Annotated in this window: 16 protein-coding genes; 3 read left to right on the forward strand and 13 right to left on the reverse strand. The window is 43.2% G+C overall.

The window, feature by feature from the left end:
* Positions 1 to 99: 99 nt before the first annotated feature.
* From CO692_RS04625 to CO692_RS04635, 3 genes are all read right to left on the reverse strand, one after another.
* Positions 100 to 1152, reverse strand: a complete 1053-nt coding sequence (locus CO692_RS04625; RefSeq protein WP_096741679.1) for an aspartate-semialdehyde dehydrogenase — start codon at positions 1150 to 1152, stop codon at positions 100 to 102.
* A gap of 304 nt (positions 1153 to 1456) precedes the next feature.
* Complete coding sequence (locus tag CO692_RS04630; RefSeq protein ID WP_096741680.1) at positions 1457 to 3244, reverse strand: glycoside hydrolase family 13 protein; 1788 nt, start codon at positions 3242 to 3244, stop codon at positions 1457 to 1459.
* A gap of 160 nt (positions 3245 to 3404) precedes the next feature.
* Entirely contained in the window at positions 3405 to 3890 is a 486-nt protein-coding gene (locus CO692_RS04635; protein WP_010749984.1) for a MarR family winged helix-turn-helix transcriptional regulator, read from the reverse strand.
* A 138-nt stretch (positions 3891 to 4028) separates the two neighbouring features.
* Here CO692_RS04635 and CO692_RS04640 point away from each other — a divergent pair, with 138 nt between their 5' ends.
* Together CO692_RS04640 and CO692_RS04645 are read left to right on the forward strand one after the other, a co-directional pair.
* Positions 4029 to 6371 carry an ABC transporter ATP-binding protein/permease gene (locus tag CO692_RS04640; RefSeq protein WP_096741681.1) on the forward strand — a complete coding sequence of 781 codons (2343 nt, stop codon included), beginning with the start codon at positions 4029 to 4031 and terminating at the stop codon, positions 6369 to 6371.
* A 156-nt stretch (positions 6372 to 6527) separates the two neighbouring features.
* Positions 6528 to 7877 (forward strand): Nramp family divalent metal transporter, encoded by a 1350-nt coding sequence (locus CO692_RS04645; RefSeq protein ID WP_077452117.1) that lies wholly within the window; start codon positions 6528 to 6530, stop codon positions 7875 to 7877.
* A gap of 44 nt (positions 7878 to 7921) precedes the next feature.
* On the opposite strand, the gene CO692_RS04650 is transcribed toward CO692_RS04645, so the two are convergent.
* The 9 genes from CO692_RS04650 to CO692_RS04690 form a co-directional block, all read right to left on the reverse strand.
* The gene (locus CO692_RS04650) at positions 7922 to 9145 is read right to left on the reverse strand and encodes a DUF1015 domain-containing protein (RefSeq protein ID WP_096741682.1); all 1224 of its coding nucleotides are present in this window, start codon (positions 9143 to 9145) and stop codon (positions 7922 to 7924) included.
* Positions 9145 to 10329, reverse strand: coding sequence for a phosphoglycerate dehydrogenase (locus CO692_RS04655; protein WP_081117859.1), 1185 nt, complete (start codon positions 10327 to 10329; stop codon positions 9145 to 9147). The genes CO692_RS04650 and CO692_RS04655 overlap by 1 nt, the downstream gene beginning before the upstream one ends.
* Positions 10330 to 11409 carry a 3-phosphoserine/phosphohydroxythreonine transaminase gene (gene serC / locus CO692_RS04660; protein WP_005228215.1) on the reverse strand — a complete coding sequence of 360 codons (1080 nt, stop codon included), beginning with the start codon at positions 11407 to 11409 and terminating at the stop codon, positions 10330 to 10332.
* Between the two features lie 125 nt (positions 11410 to 11534).
* Complete coding sequence (locus CO692_RS04665; RefSeq protein ID WP_096741683.1) at positions 11535 to 12461, reverse strand: alpha/beta fold hydrolase; 927 nt, start codon at positions 12459 to 12461, stop codon at positions 11535 to 11537.
* A gap of 204 nt (positions 12462 to 12665) precedes the next feature.
* Positions 12666 to 14072 carry a glycoside hydrolase family 43 protein gene (locus tag CO692_RS04670; RefSeq protein ID WP_096741684.1) on the reverse strand — a complete coding sequence of 469 codons (1407 nt, stop codon included), beginning with the start codon at positions 14070 to 14072 and terminating at the stop codon, positions 12666 to 12668.
* A 30-nt stretch (positions 14073 to 14102) separates the two neighbouring features.
* Entirely contained in the window at positions 14103 to 15896 is a 1794-nt protein-coding gene (locus CO692_RS04675) for a glycoside hydrolase family 2 protein (RefSeq protein ID WP_096741685.1), read from the reverse strand.
* A gap of 18 nt (positions 15897 to 15914) precedes the next feature.
* On the reverse strand, positions 15915 to 16748 hold the full coding sequence (locus tag CO692_RS04680) for a carbohydrate ABC transporter permease (RefSeq protein WP_096741686.1): 834 nt from the start codon (positions 16746 to 16748) through the stop codon (positions 15915 to 15917).
* An 11-nt stretch (positions 16749 to 16759) separates the two neighbouring features.
* A complete protein-coding gene (locus CO692_RS04685; RefSeq protein WP_096741687.1) occupies positions 16760 to 17635 on the reverse strand; it encodes a carbohydrate ABC transporter permease in 876 nt (291 codons plus the stop codon).
* A 159-nt stretch (positions 17636 to 17794) separates the two neighbouring features.
* Positions 17795 to 19036, reverse strand: a complete 1242-nt coding sequence (locus tag CO692_RS04690) for an extracellular solute-binding protein (protein WP_096741688.1) — start codon at positions 19034 to 19036, stop codon at positions 17795 to 17797.
* Positions 19037 to 19282: 246 nt separating this feature from the next.
* On the opposite strand from CO692_RS04690, the gene CO692_RS04695 reads away from it, so the two are divergent.
* Positions 19283 to 20191: an ArsR/SmtB family transcription factor gene (locus tag CO692_RS04695; RefSeq protein WP_008380365.1), complete on the forward strand. Its 909-nt coding sequence runs from the start codon at positions 19283 to 19285 to the stop codon at positions 20189 to 20191.
* A gap of 78 nt (positions 20192 to 20269) precedes the next feature.
* On the opposite strand, the gene CO692_RS04700 is transcribed toward CO692_RS04695, so the two are convergent.
* Positions 20270 to 21298: a Gfo/Idh/MocA family protein gene (locus CO692_RS04700; RefSeq protein ID WP_010749991.1), complete on the reverse strand. Its 1029-nt coding sequence runs from the start codon at positions 21296 to 21298 to the stop codon at positions 20270 to 20272.
* Positions 21299 to 21306: the final 8 nt, after the last annotated feature.

Here is a 21306-nt window from a genome sequence, read left to right on the forward strand (position 1 = left end):
TCTACTGTATTATTTCCCAAGCATAAGCCGTCCCTATTATTATACAACAAAAAAAAGAAAAGCGTGGCATTCACCACACTTTTCTGAAAAACTTATGGTTTACACATGAACTAATCCTTGCTGATGCAGGCTTTCGGCGATTTGAACGGAGTTCCATGCCGCACCTTTCAGCAAATTATCAGAAACGACCCATAAATGCAAGCCGTTTTCGACATCCAAATCTTTGCGAATCCGACCAACAAAGGTTTCCGTTTTGTCCACACTGGTCAAAGCTTGCGGGTACACTTGTTGACTTGGATCATCTTGCAAGACAGCTCCTGGCGCTTCGCTGATCCACTGTCTGACTTCCTCAACACTAGCATGGTCTTTGGTCTCGATATAAATCGACTCCGAATGACCGCTAAACACAGGGATCCGCACACACGTAGCTGCTACTTTGATCTGCGCATCTTCCATGATCTTCTTCGTTTCATTGATCATTTTCCACTCTTCGTAAGTATAGTCGTCTTCAGCAAAAACATCGATTTGCGGCAAGGCATTAAACGCGATTGGGTAGTGCTTTTTGTCGCTGCCTGCTGGTAAAATCTCAGGGTTTAGTTCATCAGCGGCTTTGCCGGCTAATAATTCTTGAGATTCACGAGTCAATTCAGCCAAGGCTTGTGCGCCAGCACCGGAAACTGCTTGATATGTTGAAACCAAGACCCTCGATAAACCGACTTTTTGACGAATCGGTTCTAATGCCACCATCATTTGAATCGTTGAACAATTCGGATTGGCAATGATTCCTTTATGTTGCGCTAATGCATGAGGATTCACCTCAGGAACGACTAGAGGAACATTCGGATCCATCCGAAAATGACTGGTATTGTCGATCACGACTGCACCGTGTTTGACTGCTTCTGGAGCAAATTGTTTTGAAATGCCACCACCGGCACTGAACAATGCAATATCGACTCCCACAAAGGAATCTGCGGTCAGCTCTTGAATAACGAGCGGTTCATTTTTGAACACAAGGGTCTTCCCAGCAGAACGTTTGGATGCCAACAACGTTATTTTTTTGATCGGCAACGTGGTCTTCTCCAACATCTCAATCATTTTTGTTCCTACTGCGCCGGTAGCTCCGACAACTGCTATGTGATACCCTGTACTCATCAAATCACTCCTCGAATAAAAATACATTTTTACTAGTTTATCATATCTTGTAAAAAAGAAAAGACCTTTCGTGGAAAGAAGCGCAAAAAGAAGGCAGAACTATCTAAATTTTCAATCGTTTCCCCCGTTTCGGAAAAAAACTACCTATATTTAAGGGTTATCATTTGTCACATTTAGGTGTTATAGGATATAATACCGACAGAAGGAATTTTGGGGAAGATTCTTTCCAACGTGCATGGGGAAATTAAAAATACCCAAAACATTGAATGAGGCAAGAATTGCATATGCAATTCTTGCCTCATTTTTATGCTTCATTCGATTCTTCGTTATTTACTTTCACGATAGCAAAGCCTTTGTTATCGATGATCATCGTCTCATCTTCCAGTTGGACAAACTGTTCCATCAAAATTGAATCAGGACGAGAGAGCGTAAGTTGGTCCTCGCCAGTGTTGAAAATACCGATGATCCGCTGTGCCCCCAACTCTCGTTCGAAAATGATCAGGCCATCTTCTTCCGAAACCCAGTTCCAACTCAAGGAACCTTCAGATAAGACTTTTTGGTTGTCTTTGCGTAGTTTGATCAATGACTGGGTGAAATGCAGCAAATCACGATCTTGCTTTTCCTCATCCCAAATCATACATTTACGACAATCCGGATCCATATCACCGGTCAAACCAATCTCATCGCCGTAATATAGGCAAGGAACGCCTTGTTGCAGATACGTAAAGGCCATCACTTGGCGCATCAAGTCTTTGTCTCCCCGAGCCAAAGTTAACAAACGCGGGGTATCATGAGAATCCAAAATATTGAACTGCACTTGGTTGGTTTGCTCCCGATACAACATCAGCTGGTTATTTAATTCCGAGACCATTTTCGTCATGGAGATCTCGTCTTTGACAAAATATTCAATAATTGCATCTGTAAAGGCGTAGTTCATCACTGCATGAAACTCGTCGCCTTGTAACCAGCGTTGAGAAGAATGCCAAATTTCCCCAAGGATATAAAAATCATCTTTGGCCTCATCACACACTTGGCGGAATTTTTTCCAGAAGAAGTGACTAACTTCATTCGCCACGTCCAAGCGCCAAGCATCGATATCAAATTCTTCGATCCAATAACGAGCGATCTTCAACAAATAATCTTGCACATCGGGATTTTCCGTATTGAGTTTCGGCATATGCGGCGTAAAGGCAAAAACATCATAGGTGATGTCATAAGCATCTTCAAAGTTTTCCCCTTCTTTGTAGTTGACAGGAAACTCATTGATGTGGAACCAATCAGCAAAGGGCGAATCTTTGCCGTTTTTGATGACATCTAGCCATTGATGCGAAGTATCCCCCATATGATTGAACACAGCATCTAGCATGACTTTGATACCGCGTTTGTGGCATTCCTCCACTAAGCGTTTAAAGGTGTCGTTATCCCCAAACGCTGGATCGATGGCTAAATAATCGATGGTATCATACTTGTGATTCGAATAGGCCTCAAAAATCGGACAGAAGTAGATCCCATTGATGCCTAGATCGACGAGGTAATCCAAATGATCGATGACCCCTTGCAGATCCCCGCCGAAAAAGTCTTGGCGATCGGGATTTTTTGAACCCCAAGGCAATACACCTTCTGGATCATTTGATGGGTCCCCATTTGCAAAGCGTTCAGGGAAGATTTGATACCAAACGGTTTCTTTTGCCCACTCGGGAATTTTGAAACGATCGGCTTCTTGGAAGTAAGGCATCCGAAAATAATTGTTGTTCATTTCTAAATATTGCTGCTCAAAAGGATAGACCCCGTGGTCTCCATAAAAGACATGCAACCCATCGTAACTTTCGATGGAAAAGCCGTAAGACAAACGGCGGAATTCTGCTCCGACCGATACTTGCCAATAATCATGCAAGTCCGTGGAAAGAATTTTTTTCATTTCAATTCTTTGCTGGTACCAAGCTTCTTTATACAGTGTGTAAGGATCACCGCAAAGCAGCTGGACATGGCGGACGTCTTGACGGGCGGTACGCAAACGGATATGCATTTTATCCTTCTCGTACAAATACGCAAATTCACTTTCGGGACGATGATAAATGGCAGTAGTATTCATAGCAGACTCCTTTGACTTGTTTGATATACTCATTGTCGCACAAATCAGAAGTCAAAACAAGAGAAAAACGCAATCGGTTGCTTTATCTAAAAAATCGATAATATAAGTTAATATGAAATTAATTCAGTAATTAAAAAGCAAACGATTGCTTCGCCCTTTTTTAATCAAACGGCGTATTTTTCTCACATTGATTGCCAGTCCGTAAAATGTCATATTTCCGCAAGATCCCCACTGCCTCCGTCAACGACTGACTCAACTGCTGGATATCTTCTGCAGCCATTTGAGCGGTTTTGGCATTCAAGCGGTCTTCCACTTGTTTTTTCTTTTGGACAAATAACTGCTTCCCAGCTTCTTCCAAATAAACATTGACGTTGCGGCGATTGACGCCGTTGGTTTTGCGGACCACAAAGCCAGCCTTTTCTAACCCCGAGATCGAACGACTGATTTGGACTTTTGACGTACCGATTTGCTGGGCCAACTCGGACATCGTGATTCCTTCATTACTAGAGATCACCACGAGTTCCAAGATTTCCATTTTGGTCAATTTTAAATCTTCCAAACCGATTTCTTCAAACAATATGTTTCCCATCAGCGAAAAGATCTCCGCAAATACCGCCATATTGAATGTTCCTAACGCTTTTTCCATACTCTCCCTCTTTTCTGTCTTTAGTTTAGTATAAATTATTTGTTTAAACAATGATAATCGTTGATTTTTGTTAACCATTATGATAGCGTGGTTACATAATGAAAATAATCGTGAAAACGGCAAGAAAAGAGTGACAGCATGTTAGAATTAAAAGATATCAAGAAGTATTATACGGTTGGCGCCAGTACTACAAAAGCCCTCGATGGTGTCTCCGTCGCCTTTCGTAAACAAGAGTTTGTTGCCATTTTAGGGCCAAGCGGCTCTGGGAAAACAACCATGTTGAACGTGATCGGCGGCTTAGATAATTACGATTCTGGTGATATGATCATCAACGGCAAATCAACGAAATCCTTTAAAGATCGTGACTGGGATGCGTATCGGAACAATTCGATCGGCTTTGTCTTCCAAAGCTACAATTTGATCAGTCATTTAGGCATCATCGACAACGTCGAGCTTGGGATGACCTTGAGCGGTGTGTCAAAAGAAGAAAAACGCGCAAAAGCAACCGATGCTTTGACGCGTGTGGGCTTAGCTGAGCATATGCACAAAAAACCAAATCAGCTTTCCGGTGGTCAAATGCAGCGGGTAGCGATCGCTCGTGCCTTAGCAAATGATCCTGATATCCTTCTTTGTGATGAACCAACAGGTGCCTTGGATTCAGAGACCAGTGTCCAAATCATGGAACTGATCCAAGAACTATCAAAAGAAAAATTGGTCATCATGGTTACTCATAATCCTGAATTGGCGCACAAATACGCTGGACGGATCATTGAGTTCAAAGACGGACGAATCATTAAAGATTCGAACCCTCATGTCGAAGGACAAAAGAAAGACCAATTCGAATTAAAGCACACAAAAATGAGTTTCATGACTGCCTTACGTTTGTCGTTTAACAATATCCGCACCAAAAAAGGGCGCACCTTCTTGACAGCCTTTGCTTCTAGTATCGGGATCATCGGAATCGCCATTGTTTTGTCACTGTCAACGGGATTCCAAAAACAAATCGACAATACCCAGTCAGAAACATTAGCTCGTTTTCCGATTACGATCTCGCAAGTAGCCACTGAACAAGATCCATCAGCCATGGGTACGCGGGAGAAATCGGAAGATTTCCCTTCAGATAAAGAGGTCACTGCTAAATTAAGTGATGCGGATCGTGCAACCCATATCAACAAAATCGATCAAGAGTTTCTCGATTACATCAACGACATTGATCCTGAATTAAGCAACAATATCGGCTACACTCGTTCCACTTCCTTGAACCTTTTCCGTAAGATCGATGATACTGTGGAACAAGTCAGCTTCTCCAATGCATCACCTGACAATGAACAGACCAATGCCATGATGTCTGCCATGAGTGCCTCCACCGGGATTGGGGTTTCGACTTTCCCCGAGCAGTTATCAGAGGATAACGGCAATTTCTTAAAAGACAACTACGACCTTTTAGAAGGCAGCTACCCAAGTGCTAGCACAGATGTCGTTTTGATCGTCGATGAAAACAACGTAACGAATGTCAATGCATTGATCAATCTCGGTTTTGACATTGAAGATGGCGACAAGGTGTCCTTCGACGATATCGTGGGAACAAAAATCACATTGGCGTCTAATGATGCCTTTTACACCGAATTACCAACTGGAAACTTCATTCCAAATCAAGATTTAAATGACGTTTTCGATAACAGTAACAACAAAGAATTAACGATCAGCGGAATCTTACGTATCAAGCAAAACTCTACGATGAACTTGCTGTCAACTGGCATTGCCTACAGTGATGCCCTCGCGCAAGAAGTCATCAAAGAAAACCAAGACTCAGCGATCGTCCAAGCCCAAAAAGACAGCGACACCAACGTGATGACGAATGAACCCGTTGACGAAAGTGCTAAAGATTCATTGATCGCTTATCTTGGCGGCAGTGATTTACCAAACAGCATTATGATCTATCCGAATGATTTCAGTGCCAAAGAAAAAATCCTTGATTACTTGGATGACTTCAACAAAGGCAAAGACAAAGAAGACCAAATCGTTTATTCCGATTTAGCAGGTACGATGACTCAATTGACTGGTGGCTTGATGGATGCCATCACCTACGTCTTGATCGCTTTTGCAGGAATCTCCTTGGTAACTAGCATGATCATGATCGGTATCATCACCTACACCTCTGTGCTAGAACGTACGAAAGAAATTGGGGTCTTAAAAGCATTAGGTGCTCGTAAAAAAGACATCACCCGCGTCTTTGATGCCGAAACCTGTATTTTAGGGATTGCTTCAGGAGCTTTAGGTGTCCTGATTGCTTGGTTAGCCACATTCCCGATCAACGCGATCTTATATAGTATGACTGATCTCGAAAATGTTGCTCAATTAAATCCGGTCCACGGCCTGATCTTGATTGCTGTCAGCACCGTCCTAACGATGATCGGCGGCCACATTCCAGCTCGAATGGCAGCGAAAAAAGATGCAGCGATCGCTTTACGCGCCGACTAATTTTATAAGAAAACCCAGCAGACAGCAGCCATTCCTTTGGCTGCTGTTTTTTTGTCCTTCCTTCTGACTTCCAAAAGGTTTCTCTTGAAAAATTCATAAATGAGGAATACAATAGATTTGTTTTTAGGTATACCTAAAAAGATAGGACGTGAAACGATGAATGAAGAAAAAAAATTGATCCAAGCGGCCAACGGTCCTAGCTTGGAAGAAATAAATAATACAGTTGCCATCCCAAAAAACGGCAGCTTTTGGCGCAATCTCTTAGCGTTCTCTGGTCCTGGGGCATTGGTAGCCGTGGGCTATATGGACCCAGGAAACTGGATCACCTCGATCGGAGGCGGTGCTGAATATGGCTATCTCTTACTTTCTGTGATCTTGATTTCCAGTTTGATCGCTATGCTACTGCAATACATGGCAGCCAAGCTAGGGATCGTGACCCAGATGGACCTTGCGCAAGCAACTCGTAAACACACCAGCAAAGGTTTAGGCTTTGTCTTGTGGATCGTCACCGAATTAGCTATCATGGCAACGGATATCGCGGAAGTGATCGGAGGAGCGATCGCTCTCAATCTACTATTCGGCTTACCGTTATTAGTTGGGGTCATCTTAACGATTTTCGATGTATTGCTTCTGCTCTTTTTAATGAAACTAGGTTTCCGTAAAATCGAAGCGATCGTCATGACACTGATTTTGGTCATTATGCTAGTCTTTTGTTACGAAGTCATTATTGCTCAACCGGATCTACCGGCTGTCTTGCAAGGCTTTATTCCGCAAAAACAAGTCTTGAACCATGGGCAGCTGACAATGGCGTTGGGGATCGTTGGTGCGACTGTGATGCCACATAATCTCTATCTGCATTCTTCGATCTCCCAGTCACGAAAAATCGATCGCAGCGATACCCAAGAAGTAGCAACGGCCGTGCGGTTCGCTACTTGGGATTCCAATATCCAATTATCCGCTGCGTTTTTGGTCAATTGCCTGCTTTTGATCTTAGGAAGCGCCTTGTTCTTTGGTCATAGTGAAGAAGTCGGCACCTTCTCCGCGCTGTTTGATGCATTGCAAGATTCCTCCATTGCTGGTGCTGTCGCCAGTCCAGTCTTGAGCGTTCTGTTTGCTGTGGCGCTCTTGGCATCTGGTCAAAATTCAACGATCACTGGGACACTGACGGGGCAAGTCGTGATGGAAGGATTTATCCATATGAAGATCCCTACTTGGGCGCGACGTCTGATCACCCGTGGCTTATCGGTGATCCCCGTCTTGCTTTGTACAATTTACTTTGGCGGCAACGAACAAGCTCTGGACGATCTGCTGATCTATTCGCAAGTCTTTTTAAGCATCGCCTTACCCGTTTCGATGATTCCGTTGGTTCTTTTTACCAGCTCAAAAAAAATCATGGGGGAACGTTTCAAGAATCCGCTATGGGTCTCTACCTTAGGCTGGATCTGTGCCATTGCATTGACGGTCTTGAATGTCCGCTTGATCATCGAAACACTCGGCAACTTCTAATAGCGAAAAAAAAGCTTACGAGGCTGCCTCGTAAGCTTTTTTGGTTAATTCGTTTCTAAATCATGTAAAAACAGACCGCTCAACAGTTTTGGTTCAAACCAAGTTGATTTTGGCGGCATGATTTCTCCCGCATCGGCTACTGCCAAAAGATCGGCCATTTGCGTTGGATACATGGAAAAAGCCAATGTCCATTCTCCGCTATCCACCAAACGTTCCAATTCTTCTGGACCACGAATCCCGCCGACAAAATCAATGCGTTTGTCTGTCCGCACATCTTGGATCGCGAAAATATCAGCCAGCACGTATTGTTGTAAAAGCGACACATCCAGCTGTCCTACCGCATCTTGCGGCACAGCTTCCGGTTTGATGGTCAACTCCCACCGCGCATGGTTTAGGTACAGATGAATCGAACCACGTTGCGCTGGTTTCTTCCTTGTAGTTTCTTGAATCGTAAAATGCTGGGCTGCCTGCTCAAAAAAGGTTTCTGGCACCGGTACCCGCAAGACCCGATTGTATTCCCAAATCGCTAGTTCATTTTCTGGGAATAAAATCGCTAAAAAGCGGTCGCTTTCTTGACTGCTTTGGCCATCGGCTCGCTTTTGCAAGCCGACTTTGACTGCTGACTCTGTGCGGTGATGCCCATCCGCAATATAAAGGGCATCTACAGCTTGAAACTGCTGGGCAAAAGAGGCGACTAGCGCTGGATCATCGATTAGCCAAACACGATGTTGCACCTCATGATAGCTGACAAAATCATAGATTGGCGCATGCTCTTCTTGCCACGCATCGATCGATTCTTTGACTGCTGCTGGTTGGCGATAGCTCAAGAAAATCGGACTTGTATTGGCATCACATGCCAGAATATGGTTGATCCGATCGATTTCTTTTTCTGGACGGGTAAACTCGTGTTTCTTGATTTTCCCAGCGACGTAATCATCGATCGAGGTACAGGCGACAAGCCCAGTTTGCCTTCTGCCAGCCATCGTCAATTCATACAAATAATATGCGGGCGCCGTTTCTTGGATCAACCAGCCTGCTTCTTGAAAAGATGCAAGATTTTCTGCCGCTTTTTGATACACCTGTGGATCATAAGGATCGATTCCTGGCAAGTCGATCTCCGAACGGTCAATGTGGAAATAGCTGTAAGGATTGCCTTGCGCAAACGCTGCGGCTTCTTGTGAATTGACCACGTCATAAGGCAGCTCGGCCACTTTTTCTGCCAATGAGGCTTCTGGACGAATGGCTTTAAACGGAAATACTTGAACCATTAATACCCAACCTCCTGATTCTTGATGACCCGTACACGAACGATGTTTTCGTTCTCCCGCAGTTTATCGGCTAATTGATTCAATAAGGCTTCATCTTCAGAAGCGACATCGGCTAGGGTGTAAGCAAAGTCTTCCCGTCCACGATTCAGCATATTGTCGATATTGATTCCGGATTCCGCAATGATCGATGAAATCTGACCTAACATATTCGGTACATTGCGATTGATGATCGTCAGACGATAAGGCGAATGAAAAGCCATCTCAACAGTTGGAAAATTCACCGAGCGCTTGATGGTCCCGAATTCCAAGAATTTTTTCAATGTTCGGGCTGCCATTTTGGCACAGTTGACTTCAGCTTCTTCTGTTGATGCACCTAAGTGCGGCAAGACGAGTACTTTTTCATTGTGCAACAATTGTTCATCCGCAAAATCAGTCGTATAGCCCGCTAAACGGTCGGCTTTTAATGCACGTAAAACGGCATCTGTATCGACGATTTCTTTACGAGAAAAGTTGAATAGCTTCGTTGTTGGTTTCATTTTCGCAAGTTCGGCTTCCCCAACGAGATGATGGGTGTTTTCCATTAGCGGCACATGAACCGTAATAAAATCACAGGTTGAAAAGACTTCCGCAATATCATTGGCACGCTTGACCCGACGAGAGATCGTCCAAGCAGTATCCACTGATACGTAAGGATCATAACCGACTACTTCCATCCCTAGACGATAAGCATCGTTGGCGACCATCGCTCCAATAGAACCAAGGCCGATGATTCCTAACTTTTTGCCTTCTAACTCTGTTCCAGCAAATTGACTTTTTTGCGCTTCTGCTTGTTCTTCCACATTATCACCGCTCAAGGTTTGCACCCATTGGGCACCTCGTAAAATCGGACGGACGCTTAAGAGCAGACTAGCGATCACTAATTCTTTGACCGCATTGGCATTGGCACCTGGCGTATTAAAGACGACGATCCCTTTTTCAGTACATGCTTTGACGGGAATGTTGTTGGTCCCAGCCCCTGCACGGGCAACACCTAAGACACTTTCAGGAAAAGCGTAATCGTGCAATTTCTGGCTGCGCAGCAAAATCCCTTGCGGTTGGTCGCTTTCGTTGATGGCATACTTTTCTTTTTCTAAACGCTGTAATCCTTCTGGTGCGATCGCATTGAATGTTTTGATTTGGAACATTTATTTGACCTCCGCTTCAAATGATTTCATAAAGTCGACTAACGCTTGAACGCCAGCTAATGGAAAGGCATTGTACAAACTTGCTCGCATTCCTCCGACGGAACGATGCCCCTTCAAGTTCTCAAAGCCAGCTTTAACAGCTTCTTCATTGAAGCGCTGATCTAATGCTTTATCCCCTGTCACAAAAGGAATATTCGTTAGTGAACGGCTATCAACAGCCACAGGACTACTGTAAAGAGCCGAGGCTTCGATCGTTTCGTATAAAAGCGCCGCTTTTTGGCGGTCTTGTTCTAAAATGGCAGGAATGCCGCCTAATTCTTCCAACCATTCAAACACCAATTTAGCAATATAGATAGCATACGTTGGTGGTGTATTGTACAATGAGTCATTTTTAGCCTGTAGACGATAATCCAGCATTGGAGCGAAGACAGCATCATCATTGAGTAAATCTTCTCGGATGATCACTACCGTCAACCCTGCAGGACCAATATTCTTTTGGGCCCCAGCATAAATCACACCGAAGTCTTCTACGCGATAGTCATTAGCTAAAATATTTGAGGACATGTCTGCTACGATCGGCACATTGCCAGCCTGCGGAATCGTTTGAAAGGCCGTCCCTTCAATGGTATTGTTCGTGGTGATATGCAAATAAGCCGCTTCTTGATCGATCGCATCTTCTGAAATTTCTGGAATATAGGTAAAGTTTTGATCCTCACTAGAGGCAACGACTTCCACCGTCACGTTTCCAAGCGCTTTTGCTGCTTCAATAGCTTTCTTCGACCAAGAACCGGTATTTACGTATAAGGCTTTTTTGTTTTGTGCAAGATTCAAAGGGATCATACTGAATTGGAGACTCGCGCCGCCTTGTAAAAACAGTACCTGATAGTTTTCAGGAATTCCCATTAATTTTCGTAAAAGTGCTTCTGCATCTTTAATGATCGCTTCAAACAAGGAGGATCGATGACTCAGCTCCATAACGGACATCCCACTTCCGCGGTAATTCAAAAGTTCGGATTGTGCTTTCTCCAATACGGGACGGGGCAATACGGCAGGACCAGCTGAAAAGTTATAAACTGTCATACAAAAAATCTCTCCTTTATGTTAGATGTGAAAATCATTATAACAGATAGCCGAAAATGAAAAAAGCCTTAAAAGAGAAAATAATTTTGAATTTTCAGAAAAGACTACCAATTTCTTAACGTTCGTCATTTCGGCATTTTTTCATACAGCCAGCGAGAAATTTCATTGTAAACGATCTCGCGGTTGCGCTCATTCAAAATCTCATGACGGCCATGTTCGAGCAAATACATCGTCACGTCAGCATTTTGCTTCAGTTGCTGAGCCAATTGGCGGACGCTTTTGCCATAGTGCCCCACAGGATCGTCTCCACCTGAAATCAGCAGCAGCGGCAATTCTGGATCAATCTTGCGTAGTTGGTCCGGATCACTGGCAGCTTGTGTCAATGTAAAGAGATCCTTGTAAGCTGCTAAGGAAAAATGAAATTGGGTGTAAGGGTCCTTCAAATAGCGATCCACTTGCTGCGGATCACTGGTCAACCAGTCCTTGGCGGTTCGATTGGGACGAAAACGCCGGTTGTGCTGACCAAAAACTAACTGTTCCATTACGTGATAAGGCCATTGCTGAGCGGCAAAGGGCCGCAACAAGTTCGTGACAAGTTTGCCTCCTTGCATCAGCACAGCTTTTTCCATCGTGGTGCCCATGATGATCGCTCCTGTCAATGGATATGGCTGACTAAACAAATAATTCCGCAAAACCAGCGATCCCATACTGTGACCTAAGATAAAGTATGGTCGGTCTGGATAGCAAGCAGCGGCGTACTGATGGACCACTCCCACATCTGCCACTAAATATTTGGCGCCCTCTTTTTCACCAAAATGACCATAGGCCTGTGTTTCTTTCACGGATTGCCCATGCCCTAAGTGATCATGACCGACCACCGCATAGCCTTGCGCAGTTAAACATTCCGCAAACTCGTGGTAACGTTCAATGTGTTCGATCATTCCGTGGACGATTTGCACGACTGCTTTTGGCTGTTCTTCTGGCAGCCACGTTTTGACAAAAAGCTGATCCTTCCCATTTGATGAAGTCAGCTTTTCTTGATTCATCCTCATAGTTTGCACCTCTTTTGCTTTTTCTTTTCCCTTCGCCAAATAAAACGGTTGTTTTCTTTATTATACATGGAATTTTAGGCTATGGCGGTAGGAGTTGGGAATTTTCGAGGACGAAAAAATCCTGCCACATTGTCTAAAGACAAAGTAGCAGGAGTCAAACGATCATTACCCATCGCTTGGATTGGAAAACTTCCTCACTATTTTTTATTTGAATTTGACGAGTTCTAAACGATCAATACTTAGCGTATCCACCCCAATCTCAGACGAAAGGGTGATTTCCTGCGCCCCTTTCGGTAACTTCATGCGGACTTGTAGCGGTTGATAATATTCGGAAGGATAGACATCCACCACGTGGCTTGCTTGTTTCGTTTCAATCCTGACCTGAATTGGGTCATTTAAGGAGAGGTAATCAGTGGTTTTGACATAGGCAATCACTAGAAATTCGTCTGCTTCTTCAATCTGCGGGGTAAAGATAATTTTGTCAGTCGTTGATTCAAAGCCTTGGACGACTTTTTTCGAGAGTGCTGCCTCATCTTCGACAAGCACTAAATCGCCTTCCAGCAAAGCACGGCTAGCAGTTAATCGCAGTCGATTCGGCTCAGCTTTTGGCAACGCTTGAACATGCCATTCATCCAAAGGAGCTTCCAGCAGAATTTTATCCTCTTGATCCCAACCAAACTTTTGTAAGCGGATCGAACGTTTCCAGCCCGAATGATCCCACCGAGCAGCATGATAAATCAGCCAGTCTTCAGAACCGTCTTTTGATTTGGCAAATCCATTATGACCAGGTCCATAGACAGTGTTTGTCTGTTGGAAAATCGGCGCTGGTTCCTTTTGCCAGTTCGCTCTTTCTAGCGGATCATCAGCCACATCTAAGGTCATAAGACCAAGAGCGTAATCATTGTCCCAGCTTCCACTGGCAGAGTATACCAAATTGACTGTTTCGTCTTTGATCATCACTTGAGGGGCTTCATTGATCAATGGTGTTTGCCGCATTTCCCATTCATATTCTGGTTCTGAGATCAGCCGTTTCTCCCCAATCACTTCCGTAGGGGAGGCCATTTCCGCTAAATAAAGATTTTGCGCAACATTTTCATACCCTTCCCAGCCCGACCAAAGGAAATAGCGTTTGTCATTGATCTCTAAGACTGTTCCATCAATCGCAAATTTATCATCCATCCCTTTGATCTCTTCCAATTGCCACTCACCCATGTAAGGATCTTTCTGATGATTGACTAATGCGTACATACGATGTGTTTCTGAAGGGCGATTAGCCGCGAAATACATCACCCAGCGATCATCTAAGTAATGAAGCTCAGGTGCCCAGATACTTTCAAATTCTGCTGGCATTTCCCAGATGATCTTTTTTTCCCCAGCAGCAACGTGAGAGAGGTTTTCAGCACGCCAGAGCGTTAAATTATTCCCAGTCGTTTTGGTATAATAAAAGAACGCTTCCGTTTGCAAGATCCAAGGATCTGCCCCATTATTATCGATAATTGAAGTAAAATCGGACACTTCTTCCCCTGGATCAGTTCCAGTGCTACAACCGGTTATCATAAGCGCAGCAATCAAGATACTTACTCCACTGAGCCAAGCTGCTGATTTCCCCATCGGACATCGCCCCTTTCCTTACCAATCATTTTATTCTATCTGTGGTGGATGAAACTGCTCATTGATCTCTTTAATCGCTGCCAAATCAACTTTTGGTTGGCGGTCATAGGTCAGTAATCCATTGATTTCTTGTTCAACATCTGTCAACTGAGTGTAGCAATAGCCCCAGAGTCCGACAGAATCATAAACAGCTGTCATGATTCGCTGATAATCCTTCAAGAAATCTTGTTGATTTTCCACTGAGGTATAGCCCCAACCGGGTTGCCCCGAAACATCGAAGCCAATACCGCCAAACTCGGTCAATAAAATAGGCTGATCCTGATAAGAAAATCCTCCAGCGAAAATCGGCCATGGGGTCGATACTCGATTCACCAATTTTTCTCTCGTGCTGAGACTGTCTTTGAAGTATAGATATTTTTGCCGCTCAGATTCTTGCCCATGCGCATAATTATGAATCGCACAAATATCTGTCTCCGTCATCGCCCAACCATCATTTGAAATAACCAACCGTTGCTGGTCTAGCGAATGGATAAAGTGATACATCGCTTGAGAAAAATGCTGTTGCTGACGATCAAATGAGATTTTTGGCACACCCCAGCTCTCGTTGATTGGGACCCAAGTAACGATCGAAGGGTGACTATAATCTCGAGTAATGATTTCTGCCCACTCTTGCATCAAGCGCGTTACCGAACGATCGGTATAGATTGCCGGCGCCGCACACTCTCCCCAAACAAGAAATCCTAATTTATCTGCCCAGTATAAAAAGCGTGGGTCTTCTGTTTTTTGGTGTTTCCGGCAACCATTGAACCCCATTTCTTTGGCCAATAAAATGTCTTGTTTAAAGTCCTCATCTGTTGGTGCAGTTAACAAGCTGCTCGGCCAATAGCCTTGATCGAGAACCAACTTCTGGTAGTAAGGCTTGTTATTTAAGTAAATCATACCGTTTTCTGTATGTATTTTACGCATACCAAAATAACTTTTTAGCTGATCGATGGCATTCCCTGCTTCTCTAAGCGTCAATTCAACATCAAATAATTGCGGCTTTTCAGGTGTCCAAGACCAGCCTTCGTGGTGAAAATTCGTCCGAAAAATTTCTTGCTGGAAAATATCAACTGCAAAACTCAACTTAGCAGTGATAAAGTCTGCCTTTCCGCTGGTAACTAAAGCACCTTTATAATAGATTTGATATTCTAAGACTACTTGCGGCTGTAACTGGTTCAGTTCTACATCGATCTTCACGGCGCCAGCATCAAAATCACTCGTAAATTTCACCTGTTTCAGATGGGTTTCGGCAACTACTTCAAGCCAGACTGGCTGCCAGATCCCTGTTGAGTTTGTGTACCAGATTCCTGCTGATTCTTCTTCCCAAAATTGTTTCCCCCGTGGAATGCTTTCATCAAAATGCGGGTCAAATGCTCGCACACTTAGTATTTGCTCTTGTCCAGATACTAAAGCATCCGTGATGTCTATATCAAAAGAGGTATGCCCTCCGCAATGATTTTTCACATGATTGCCATTGACAAACACATCTGCTTCATAGTCCACCGCCCCAAAATGCAAAAGGACACGACTTTTTTCAGGGACTTGCACATTGAAGGTCCGATAATACCATACAACGTCGTGCACTTCTCGATGATCAATGCCGCTCAATGCACTTTGATAGACAAAGGGAACATTGATCTTGTACGGATAGTTTGCTTCGTTTGTGTACCACTTTTCTTTTAAACCAAGATTTTGGTCATCAAAGGCAAATTGCCATTCACCATTTAAGCTTAACCAATTCTCTCTCTCAAATTGCGGTCTCGGATATTCTTCTCTACTCATATTTCCTCCAAAAACAAATTATTTTATGCCACTTTGCAACGACATTGACGCCATAAAACTCTTTTGCGCCACCAAATACAATAAAAAGGTAGGGATCAAAGCCAAGATTGCTCCAGCAGTTCCAATTCCCGGATAGGTCATGTATTGCCCTTGTAGCAATTGCAGCCCCGGTGTAATCGGCAATTTATCAATATCGTTTATCACGATCGATGGCCACAAGAAGTCATTCCATGAGCCAGTAAAACTAAATAACGCAACCACCGTCAATACAGGTTTGATCAACGGTAAAATGATATGATAAAAGATTTGAAACTCGTTGGCCCCATCGATCACAGCCGATTCATCCAATTCTTTAGGAATCCCTAAAATGAACTGCCGAACGAGGAAAATGTTATAAACACCTGCAGCCCCAGGAACGATGACAGCTAGAAATGTATTGGTCCAACCTAACGTATCAACGATTTTGAAATTCGGGATCAAATTGACCACCCCCGGAAACATCATCGTTCCTAACAATAGGGCAAAAATCAAATCTCTCCCCTTAAAGGTGAGTCGTGTATAGCCATAGGCTGCAAACGAGACGATCACCATAACCAACAGCGTATGTGAAGTTGAAATAATCATTGAATTCACAAACCAACGGAACACAGGAGAAGAATCATTGCCTTGTAACAAGCCCAAAAAGTTAGCCAGTGTCCTATCTTGCGGAATCAAACTGAACCCAACCTTTTGAATCTCTGCCTCCGATTTAAACGAGGTAAAAATTGCCCATATCAAAGGAAAGATCCAAATCACACAGACGATCGCTAGCAAAATAAAGGCAATTCTTTTCCCTAGTTTGTTTTCTCGCATCTTCTTCCCTCCTATCTTTCCATTTTTTTGATGACCATAAATTGCACAATCGAAACTGCCATGATTACAAAACCTAGTAAAATAGCCATCGCTGAAGAAATTCCTGCAACCGAGGTACTACTACCAAAAGCATTTTCTTGGATGTACATCATCAACACGCGAGTAGAATTGTTGGGGCCGCCACCCGTCAACATTAGTGGCTGACCATAAATATTAAACTGAGCGATGGTCGTCATGACCGTGGTAAAAACAAGCTGGTTGCGAATACTCGGCAAAGAAATACGGAAAAATTTCGTGATACTATTTGCACCATCTAATTCTGCTGCTTCTAACTGCTCTTTGGAGACGCCATTTAATGCAGCAACATAAATAATTAGATTCCCACCTAATGTCCACCAAATCGTCACGATCAAAATAGCGATCCATGCCCATGGTTGCGTGCCTACAAAATTGATGTCGATACCGAATACTTCTTTGATTGGCCCAAAAGATTTGCTCAAAAGGAACCCCCAAATAATCATGACGGCAGAGATTGCAAACAGTGTTGGCAGATAGAGAATCGATTGAAAAAAACGCATCATTTTTGGTTTAGCAGACAATGCAACCGCTAGCAACAAGGGAATCATAATACATAATGGAACGGAGATTGCCGCAAAAAACAGCGTATTTTTCATTCCATTAAAAAATTGCGTATGATACAACGAGTCTTTATCAAACAAAATCGTTTGAAAATTATCAAATCCGACAAAAATCGGTGTACTGAACAGATCCCATTCAGTAAAAGAAACATAGATCCCAATCACTGCAGGAACTAAAAAGAATAAAAGAAAAAGGAGCATATGCGGACCAATAAAAACGATCGGCCAGCCATTTAACCTTTTTTTCATCAATACCCATCCTTCCTTGTATTTCTAGTGCAGCTCTCAACAAGAAACGACTGTGACAGCCCTTTAAACCTCCCCATCAGAATTCCTACCTTATCAAAAAATGGACTGAATTCTTTTTATGGTCGCTCTTCCTTCTGCCACAGCCTCCAAGTGAGAAGATTATTTCATCTTTTCTTCTACAACTTTTTGGATCTCACCAAAAGTCGTTTGAATATCTGCTTTTCCTGTGATCATGTCCCATGAACGATTATCATATTCACCAAAGATATACGATAAGCCATCAACTGCGTTAACAGAAATTGCCGCTTGTCCTTTTTCTATCTTCAATAAGAAGGATTGTGGCATCTCAACATATTCTTCATTGTCTAGCATTGCTAAGGAAGTAGGATTTGCACCTGATTTGACCCACTCTAATTGGTTTGCTTGTAACCAAGTCAGAAAGTCGACCATGCCACTTTTCTTTTCATCGGAACGTTCCTCGTTCGTTTTGAACATCGCAAACTGATCGACGCCTGAACCCTGAATGATATGTTCCGCATTCCATTGAGGAGTAAATGTTTGACCCCAAGTGAAGTCACTGATTTCTTCCATATTACTTAGCATCCATGTTCCTTCTGGAAGAAAAATCAGCTGCTGGTTTGCAAAAAGTTTATTTGCATCTTCACCATCTGGGACCATGTAGCCGGCATCGTATAGATCCTTAAACTCTTGAACGGCATTGTAAGAAAACTCATTATCGATATTGATGTTTCCTTGTGCATCTTGCCATTCCCCACCCATTTGTTGGTAGAGATTCGAATAATTCTGCATGCCCCATGTATAGCCAAAACTATAGATACCATCTGCTTTTGCTTTTTCCCCAGCTTGTCTGATTTCTTCGTACGTCACTACGCCATCATCCAACGCTCCTGGAACATATTTATCCACCAAATCTTGGTTGTAATACATCACCCACGAACCCATGGTTGCCGGAATCCCATATTGACTATCATCCACTACACCAGTGTCCCAAGCAGCTTCTACGTAGTTTTCCCGTGCCAATTCTGTCCCATCGATCATGTCATCCCAAGTTTCAAGCATGTCTTGGTGTTTATACGTAGGCAAAGCTTCTGAGGCGATCAAAGCCAAATCAGGGACACCTTTCCCCGATTTCCCCGCAGTCGTCAACTTTGAAGTAAAGGTGTCACCTTGCATGCTTACTAGCTTCACTTTAAAGTCTGGGTCTGTTTCATTGTATTGATCAATCGTTTTTTTGATTTTTTCACCGTCCGGTCCTGTCGTCGAAGACCAAAGCAAAATTTCTGAATTATTACTTGAGCTACCACTTCCGCCACAAGCAGCTAACAACACTGTACATAATAAGCTTGTCCCTACTAAAACAATTGATTTACTTACTTTCATTTTTTACACTCCTTTTAATTTAACTAAAAAGTAAAATGACATCCAGTTATCAATAAACATAATCGTTAGACTATCGTCGAATAATGTTTACACCGTAAAGTTACTATAAATATAAAGCGCTGTCAATATTATTTTAACAAGGTGCATCTAAAAAAATCATCATTTTACTATTTTGTAAATTCACAAGGTTGTGTTATAATTAAACCATCTTTTCATTAAACATTTTAGTATAACGAGGTGATCGCTATGGAATTGGATCTAACAAACGCATCTTTACCGATCTACGAAGCACTGGCAAATGAAACTCGCTTAGCGATTTTAAGAGAATTAGGCGATAAGAAGAAAAGCATCAGTGAAATTGGACAAAAATTAGCAATCAGCAATGCTTTGATGACCAAACATATCCGTAAACTCGAAGAAGCTCAGTTGATCAAAACAGAAAAAGGATCGGGGCAAGACTGGAAGAAAAAATACTTATCTCTAAAAACTGATTTCATCAATATCAATTTCCCAGCAAAAGTGTTTCCAGAAATGAATCTAACCTCCCAATCCGTGAAAATTGGCCACTTCACCGATTTTAAAGCTGAGCCTTCTTGTGGAATGGCGACCAAAGACCGCTTGATTGGCGCCTTAGATGATCCAAAATCTTTTCTGGATCAAGAACGTGTTGATGCAAGTATCATCTGGCTAAATAACGGTTTTTTAGAATACAAAATCCCAAATCCTTTGAAAAATGGCGAAAAAATCGAATTACTGGAAATCAGTATGGAGATCGCTTCAGAGTTCCCAATTTCGAATAACTATTGGCCCAGTGATCTTTCCTTTTACTTAAACAATCACTGCATCGGTAGCTACACCGTACCAGGAAACTTTTCGGATGTCAGAGGTTCTCTGACTCCGCAATGGTGGATCGATGAGTTCAGTCAATATGGATTACTTAAGCATTTGCGCATCAATCGCTATGATACTTCCCTTGATGGAGAAAAATTAACAGATCACAACCTGAATGAAATCGACTTAGACCACAGTGACTTTTTCACCTTTAAAATTGCTGCACCTGCAACTGCCGAAAACGCTGGTGGTCTGACCATTTTCGGCGATCGATGGGGAAATTATCCTCAAGATTTATTGTTCAATTTTTACGTATCGGAATGACTGTTGTCGTTTCATTACACAAAAAAAGCACGTAGCGAAGAGAGACCACTCCCTCAGCTAGTGCTTTTTTCTATTCTCTTACGCTGTGGCAAAAATGCGTTCGATCAACTGCATCACTGCTCGGACTTCTTCGTTTTTAACGATAGGTTCGGCACCGTTGCGTACAACGTTGTAAAAATTCTTGTAGAAAGGTTCAAAATCCGCTTCGGCTTTCGGGAAAGGAATTTCTTTGGCTGCCAATTCCGATGGGGGTGCCATCGTTTTCGTCAATCCGACGCCTGCTTGGACCGGTTTTGGTGCTGCCACGTCTTCGCGCCCTGTTGCTTGCACCATTTCCCCATTTAGATCCCAATCGGTGATGGTGGCTGTTCCTTCTGTTCCTTTGATGTACCAGCGAGGCAATTGCGTGTAATTGGAAGTTCCAACTTCCACGATTGCTTTGACCCCATTTTCAAAGGTAATCAAAGCGAAGAACCCATCATCGACTTCTTCCCCCAACACAAAGCTAAGATCCGCTTTAACATCTTTCACTGGACTGTCGATCAGCCATAGCATTTGATCCAGCAAGTGAACGCCCCAGTCTAAAAGCATTCCCCCACCTTGTTTTTTCACATGGCGCCAGTCTCCTGGGATGCCGTTTGCCCCTTGGACCCGTGACTCTAATTGGAACAAATCACCGATCTGTCCATTACGGTACAGTTCGCGTACAAGTAGAAAATCAGGATCCCAACGGCGGTTTTGGTGAACCATAAAGGTATTGCCAGTTTCTTGGGCAACCGCCACGATCTCATCTAGTTCCGCAGTATTCAGCGCAACAGGCTTCTCGCAAACAACATGTTTGCCTGCTTTCAACGCAGCGATCGATAACTCTTTGTGCAAGTCATTAGGTGTGGCGATCAATACTGCTTCGATCGTCTCATCGGCTAAGACTTCATCATAGCTTTTAAAGATCTTATGGCCTTTTTCTTGGGAGATCGCTTGACGTTCTTCATTGATATCGTAAGTTCCTACGATGTGGATTCGTTCGTTTTCATTTGGTAAGATATTGTGGACATGGTATGCACCCATGCCGCCATATCCGATTACTGCAAAATTGATTGCACTCATGTCTGACA

This window comes from Enterococcus sp. FDAARGOS_375 (assembly GCF_002393265.1).
GTDB classification, from domain to species: Bacteria; Bacillota; Bacilli; order Lactobacillales; family Enterococcaceae; genus Enterococcus_D; species Enterococcus_D innesii.